This window comes from Dietzia sp. E1, from assembly GCF_014145015.1.
Classification (GTDB): Bacteria; Actinomycetota; Actinomycetes; order Mycobacteriales; family Mycobacteriaceae; genus Dietzia; species Dietzia cinnamea_A.
Window position 1 is genome coordinate 1 of sequence record NZ_JAALDU010000346.1, and the last position, 6,455, is coordinate 6,455.

The following is a 6,455-nucleotide window of genomic DNA, read 5'->3' on the forward strand; positions in this document are numbered from 1 at the left end:
GGCCGGCGACGCCGCTCTCCGGGCGCGCTAGTCGGCCGCCGTCAGCCCCCGCAGCAGCCGAGGGCGCAGCGGGCGCCGTCGCGGTTCCGGCCGAGGGCGGGTACGGAACCGGGGCGGTCCTGAGCAGACCCGGTCTCGACCTCGTCGAGGAGCTCGAGCACCATCCGGGCGAACTCTCGGCTCGGACCCGGCGTGGCGCACCGCGTGACCGTGACCCCCAGCTCGCGGACCTCGTCGACGAGCTCGGTGTCCAGGTCCCAGATGACCTCGACATGATCGGAGATGAATCCGATCGGGACGATCACCACGTCCGTGACGCCGTTCGAGGTGGCCAGCTCGCTCACGTGGTCCACGACGTCCGGCTCGAGCCACGGCACGCTCGGCGGACCGGAGCGGGACTGCCAGACCAGGTCGTAGTCGGCGACGCCCGCCGCCTCGGCGACGAGACGCGACGCCTCGGCGACCTGACGGCTGTAGAGGTGGCCGCCGAGGGACGGCGGACCGGCCGCCTCGTCCGCCGACGTGGGCACGGAGTGGGCGGTGAAGATCACCCGGGCCCCCGGCGCGGCGGAGGCGATGGCCTCCCGCAGGTCGGAGGCGAACCGCTCGATGAACAGCGGGTGATCGTAGAACTGGCGGAGCCGCACCATGGTGGGCGCGCCCTCGACCTGCTCGCGGGCGCGGGCGATGTCCTCCTGGTACTGCGCGCAGCCGGAGTACCCGCCCCACGCGGAGGTGGCGAAGACGGCGGCGTTGCGGACCCCGTCCGCGACCATCTGTCGGACGGTGTCCTCGGCCATCGGCGTCCAGTTGCGGTTGCCGAAGTACACGGGCAGGTCGCGGCCGCGGTCCGCCAGCTCGGCCTCGACGTTGGCGATGATCTCGCGGTTGAGGTCGTTGATGGGGCTGCGACCGCCGAGGTGCCGGTAGTGCGTGGCCACCTCCTCGAGGCGCTCGCGCGGGATCCCGCGGCCGCGGGTGACGTTCTCGAGGAACGGGATGACGTCGTCCTGGCCTTCGGGGCCGCCGAACGAGAGCACCAGCAGGGCGTCCACCTGCCCTGAGGTGGCGCCCGGGGTGGAGGGGGCGTCGGTCGATGCGGTCATACAGATCACTCCTGTCCGCTGAAGGAAACGGTCCCGGCGCCGCCGTCGGCGTAGATGACGGTGCCGGTCGTGGCGGCCATGAGGTCGGAGAGCAGGGCGACTGCCGTCGTCGCGACCGAGGTGGGGTCGTCCACGTCCCAGCCGAGTGGCGCCCGCCGATCCCACTCGTCCTGCATCCTGTCCAGTTCGCCGCCGGAGCCGAGCGCCTCGCCGGCGATCGCCTTGGCCGCGAGGGTCTTGACGGGGCCGGCGGCGACGAGGTTGGACCGCACGCCCTCGGGGCCGAGTTCGCGGGCGACGTAGCGGTTGACGGCCTCGAGCGCGTTCTTGGCGACCGACATCCAGTTGTAGAAGGGCATGGAGAACCGCGGGTCGAAGTCGAGTCCGATGATCGACGCGCCCCGGTTGAGCAGTGGCCTGGTGGCCTTGGCCAGGGCGGAGTACGAGTAGGCCGAGACCTCGAGCGCGACGGCCACGTCCTTCCAGGGCGCGTCGAGGAACGGGTCCCCGAGGCAGCTGGGCGGCGCGAACCCGATCGAGTGGACGACGCCGTCGAGCGAATCGGCGTGTTCGCGGACCCGGTCGGCCAGCGCGGCGAGGTCGTCCTCGCTCTGCACGTCCAGCTCGATCACCGGCGGACGTTCGGGGAGGCGCTTCGCGATCGCCTTGACGAGGGAGGGCCGACCGTACGCGGTGAGGATGACCTTCGCGCCGTGCAGCTGGCAGTGCTTGGCGATGTGGAAGGCGATCGAGGCGTCGGTGATGACTCCCGTGACGAGGATCGTCCGGCCGGCCAGCAGACCGCCGCCGGTCGTGGTCGTATCGCCGGAGGCGACGGTGGCGTCCGTCTCGGTCTGGCTCATGTCAGTGCCCCATTCCCATTCCGCCGTCGACCGGGATCACGGCCCCGGAGATGTAGCCGGCGTCGTCGCCGGCGAGAAAGCTCACGACCCCGGACACGTCGTCGGCCGAGCCCTTGCGTCCGAGCGGGATGGCCGCGACGGCCATCTCCTGCGTCTTGTCGTCCAGCCCCGCGGTCATGTCGGTGTCGATGAAGCCGGGCGCGACGACGTTGGCCGTGATGTTCCGCGACCCCAGCTCACGGGTGAGCGAACGGGCCATACCGATGAGCCCGGCCTTGGAGGAGGCGTAGTTGACCTGGCCGGCGGTGCCGGACTGGCCCACGACGGAGCCGATGAAGATCAGTCGACCGAAACGGGCGCGCAGCATCCCGCGCGAGGCGCGCTTGGCCACGCGGAACGCCCCCGTGAGGTTGGCGTCGAGCACGCGGGTGAACTGCTCGTCCTTCATGCGCATGAGCAGGGTGTCCTCGGTGGTGCCCGCATTGGCCACGACCACCTCGACCGGCCCGTACTCGGCCTCGACCGCGGTGAACGCGGCGTCGACGGAGTCGGGGTCGGTGACGTCGCACTGCACCCCGAACAGCCCGTCGGGGGCGCCTGAGCCCCGGTGGGTGACGGCCACCCTGTGGCCGTCGGCGTGGAGCCTGGTGGCGACGGCGCGCCCGATCCCGCGGTTGCCCCCGGTCACGAGGATTGTCCGCGGGGTGGTGCCGTGCGTGCTCTCGGAAACCATGCCCCCCACCCTAGCGAGCCGGGCCGGCGGGCCCGGCGCTGGTGCGTTCCGCCGGCCCGCCGGGACTCACGGGATCCGGCGGTGCGCGGTCAGCGAGCCCGCCGCCGCCGTCATGGCGAGGAGGGAGCCGATGATGAGCCACGGCCGCGAGGCGTCGGCCTTCTTCCACTCGTAGCCGATCTGCTCCTCGAGGGTGCGGTACACCGAGTCCAGTTCCTCGAGGGTCGACGCCGTGAAGAAGTCGCCGCCGGACAGCTCGGCGATCGTGCGCAGGGAGGCGTCGTCGACGGGGACCGGTTGGGGCCGGCCCTGGATGTCGACGGTGCCGTAGAGGGTGCCGAACGAGATCGTGGAGACGGGGATCCCGGCCTCGGCGGCGCGCTCGGCGGCGGTGAACGCGCCACGCTCCTCGGTGGGGTCGGCGGGGACGGTCTCCTTGCCGTCGGAGAGGAGGACGATCCGGGCGGGCGGGGCCTGGTCGGGGCCGCCGAGGCTCTCGGTGAAGGTGGTGATCGCCTGGGTGGCGGTGTAGATGGCCTCGCCGGTGGCGGTGCGCTCGTCGAGGCTGAGCCGGTCGACGGCGCGGACGACCGGACCCCGGTCGGTGGTGGGGGCCACGAGCATCGAGGCGGTCCCGGCGTAGGAGACGAGGCCCAGGTTGACGCCCGGGGTGAGATTGCTGGCAAAGGTCGTGGCGGCCTGCTGCGCGGCCTCGAGGCGCGAGGGTGAGACGTCGGTGGACTCCATGGACAGGGAGACGTCGACGACGAGCATGACAGTGGCCCGGTTCCGTGGGACCTTCTGTTCCCTCTGTGGGCCGGCCAGTGCCACGACGAGCGCCAGCAGGGAGAGCACCAGGAGCACCGCCGGGACGTGCGTGAACCAGCGGCGACCGCGGCGGTCGACGGTACGCAGGGTGCCGAAGTTGCCGAAGCGGACGGTGCGCCGCTTCTTCGAGCGCAGCGCGATGACGTACCCGACAGCGAGGGCGACCGGGACGATCAGTAGGAACAGCCAGAGCGGGTGCTGAAACTCGGACAGGCTCATCGGCTCGTCACCTCCCCCGCCGGGCGGTGGTCGTCGGGTAGATCACGGGTCACGCTGTCGCCGGTCGGGAGCCCACCCCGGCGTCGGATGCCGACGAAGTCGATGACGTCGCGGATCCAGTCGCGGTCGGTGCGCAGAGCGAGGACCGGCGCACCGCACCGTCGCAGCGCGGAGTGGACGCGCTCGCGGTGTTCGCCGGCCGCGCGGCGGTAGTCGGCCGCGAGGGCGTCGTCGACGTCCAGTTCCAGGACCTCGCCGGTGGCGGGATCCTGGAGGAGGGCCGCGCCGACGACCGGCAGGGCGATGTCGAGCGGGTCGGCCACGTGGACCGCGAGGAACTCGTGGCGGGTGCCGAGCACGCGCAGGGAGCGCTCCCAGTCCACCTCGGACAGGAAGTCGGAGATGACCACCACGAGACCGTGGCGACGGGCGGCGTTGCGGACCGCGTGGAGACAGTCGTCGAGCGCGCCCCCGGCAGAGACCCGGGCCGCGGAGCGCGAGACCTCCTCGAGGAGCCGCCGGACGTGGTCCCGTCCCCCGGTGGCCGGGAGGACCCGCGGCCGCCCGTCGCCGGTGAGGACCATCCCCACGCGGCTGCCGCCGCCGGCGGAGAGGAACCCGACTGTCGCGACCGCCGCCTCGACCAGGCGCCTCTTCACGCCGTGGCGGCCCTGCACGTCGAGACTCGGCGTGAGGTCGACGACGAGCCAGGTCTCGAGCTCACGGTCCGCGATGGTCTGTCTGATGTGGGGCACCGTGGTTCTGGCGGTGACCGACCAGTCCATCGTGCGGACGTCGTCGCCCGGTTCGTAGGCGCGCGCCTCCCCCGGTTCGGTGCCCGGCCCCGGGAGCAGCCCCCGGTGGTCGCCGTTGAGAACACCGTCGAGGCGGCGCGTGACGAGCAGCTCGAGCTGGGTCAGGGCCGCGCGGGAGGACGCGTCGACCGGGTCGTCGCGTCTGCCCTCGTCCGCGGTGGTCACCGTGCCGGCGGCGGGCCGGCCTGGGCGGGGACCGCGCTGATCTGCGGGAGGGGGACCGCCTCGAGCACCCGGCGGACGACCGTGTCGGCGGAGACCTCGTCGGCCAGCGCGTCGTAGGTGAGCACGAGCCGGTGGCGGAGCACGGCCGGCAGGACGTCCACGACGTCCTGGGGGACGACGTAGTCGCGGCCCCGCACCAGAGCGAGGGCGCGGGCGGCGGTGACGGCGCCGAGGGTGGCGCGCGGGGAGGCGCCGTAGGACAGCCACCGGGCGACGTCCTCGAGTCCGTGCCGGGCGGGTTCGCGGGTGGCGACGGTGACGCGGACGACGTAGTCGACCAGCGCGTGGTGGACGAACACCTCGCGGACCGCGCTCTGCAGTCGCACGAGCGCGTCCACGCCGAGGACCTGCGTGGGCGTCGGCGGGGTGGAACCCATCCGATAGACGATCTCGCGTTCCTCCTCGGGGCTCGGGTAGTCCACCACGAGTTTGAACAGGAAGCGGTCGCGCTGGGCTTCCGGGAGTTGGTAGACGCCCTCGCTCTCGATGGGGTTCTGCGTGGCCATCACGAGGAACGGGCTCGGCATGGGGAAGGTCTGCCCGCCGATGGAGACGTGCCCCTCCGCCATCACCTCCAGCAGTGCCGACTGGACCTTCGCCGGGGCGCGGTTGATCTCGTCCGCCAGGACGAAGTTGGCGAGGATCGGACCGAGCTCGACCTCGAACTCCTCGCGGCCCTGGCGGTAGATGCGGGTGCCCACGATGTCCGCGGGGACGAGGTCCGGGGTGAACTGCAGACGGCGGAAGCTCCCGCCCACCACGGCGGCGAAGGTCTCCACGGTCAGCGTCTTGGCGACGCCCGGCACGCCCTCGAGCAGGATGTGGCCGCGAGAGAGCAGGCCGACCAGGATCATCTCGATCAGGCGGTCCTGGCCCACGACGACCTTCTTGACCTCGTAGACCGCGCGCTCGAGGAGCCGGGCGTCCTCGGCGGCGGTCGAGGCGCTCACCGCGGGGGACGCGGCGGCCTGGGTCGGGTGGTCGGGGTGGGGATCGCTCACCGCGGAGGGCTCCTTCGCGTGGTCGGGTGGTCCGGGCGCCCCGCCCGGGCCGTCCGAACGGGCTGGGGACGACAGTACCGCTGCGCGGCTCAGACCAGCCGGACCACCATGGGTGAGATGCCGGCCATGCGGACGGGCGAGATCTTCACGACGTCCCCCGACTGCGGGGCCTCGACCATCTTGCCGTCGCCGAGGTACAGCGCCACGTGGCCGGGCCAGAACAGCATGTCGCCGCGCTTGCGGGTGGCCACCGGGTACTGCGGGCCGGCGGTGTACTGATAGCCGGTGTAATGGGGCAGGGCCTTCCCGATGCCGGCGAAGGCGTAGATCATCAGGCCGGAGCAGTCGAACCCGATCTTGTTGTAGTCGCCGTGGCTGTCGGCGACGCCGCCGTCGCGGATTCCGCGCGTGGGCCCGTTCGCGTCTCCCCCTCCCCAGGCGTACGGGACGCCGAGCTGGGAGAGCGCGCGGTTGACGACGGTCTCCACCCTCGCGTTGCCCGAGGGCGTGCCCGGGTCCCCGCCGTGGCCGGTGCCCGGGGACGTGGGCCCCTGGGCGATCGACCCGAGGTCGGCGCGGCCGATCGCGTCGGCGACCTGCTGCACGATCGCGTCCGTGTCGCCGCGGATGCCCGCGTCGACGGCGGCTCCCACGCTGCCCGCGTC

The 6,455-nt window shown here is 72.5% G+C and carries 7 protein-coding genes; all 7 read right to left on the reverse strand.

The window, feature by feature from the left end:
• Positions 1-41: 41 nt before the first annotated feature.
• Positions 42-1,106 (reverse strand): ferrochelatase, encoded by a 1,065-nt coding sequence (locus tag G6030_RS11540; RefSeq protein ID WP_061915118.1) that lies wholly within the window; start codon positions 1,104-1,106, stop codon positions 42-44.
• A 5-nt stretch (positions 1,107-1,111) separates the two neighbouring features.
• Positions 1,112-1,969, reverse strand: coding sequence for an NADH-dependent enoyl-ACP reductase InhA (inhA, locus tag G6030_RS11545; protein ID WP_063935177.1), 858 nt, complete (start codon positions 1,967-1,969; stop codon positions 1,112-1,114).
• Between the two features lies 1 nt (position 1,970).
• Positions 1,971-2,702 (reverse strand): 3-oxoacyl-ACP reductase FabG1, encoded by a 732-nt coding sequence (fabG1, locus tag G6030_RS11550; RefSeq protein WP_182643218.1) that lies wholly within the window; start codon positions 2,700-2,702, stop codon positions 1,971-1,973.
• Positions 2,703-2,768: 66 nt separating this feature from the next.
• Complete coding sequence (locus G6030_RS11555) at positions 2,769-3,749, reverse strand: VWA domain-containing protein (RefSeq protein WP_063935175.1); 981 nt, start codon at positions 3,747-3,749, stop codon at positions 2,769-2,771.
• Positions 3,746-4,729, reverse strand: a complete 984-nt coding sequence (locus tag G6030_RS11560) for a DUF58 domain-containing protein (RefSeq protein ID WP_182643219.1) — start codon at positions 4,727-4,729, stop codon at positions 3,746-3,748. The genes G6030_RS11555 and G6030_RS11560 overlap by 4 nt, the downstream gene beginning before the upstream one ends.
• Positions 4,726-5,739, reverse strand: a complete 1,014-nt coding sequence (locus tag G6030_RS11565; protein ID WP_182643220.1) for an AAA family ATPase — start codon at positions 5,737-5,739, stop codon at positions 4,726-4,728. Before G6030_RS11565 ends, G6030_RS11560 begins: the two co-directional genes overlap by 4 nt.
• Before the next feature lie 140 nt (positions 5,740-5,879).
• Positions 5,880-6,455 (reverse strand): NlpC/P60 family protein (locus tag G6030_RS11570; protein ID WP_241724320.1); only part of this gene is annotated, 576 nt, incomplete at its 5' end.

Excerpts from the sequence above, each read along its gene's own strand:
- G6030_RS11555 (WP_063935175.1), bottom strand. The coding sequence starts at position 3,749 with ATGAGCCTGTCCGAGTTTCAGCACCCGCTCTGGCTGTTCCTACTGATC.
- inhA (WP_063935177.1), bottom strand. The coding sequence starts at position 1,969 with ATGAGCCAGACCGAGACGGACGCCACCGTCGCCTCCGGCGATACGACC.
- fabG1 (WP_182643218.1), bottom strand. The coding sequence starts at position 2,702 with ATGGTTTCCGAGAGCACGCACGGCACCACCCCGCGGACAATCCTCGTG.
- G6030_RS11540 (WP_061915118.1), bottom strand. The coding sequence starts at position 1,106 with ATGACCGCATCGACCGACGCCCCCTCCACCCCGGGCGCCACCTCAGGG.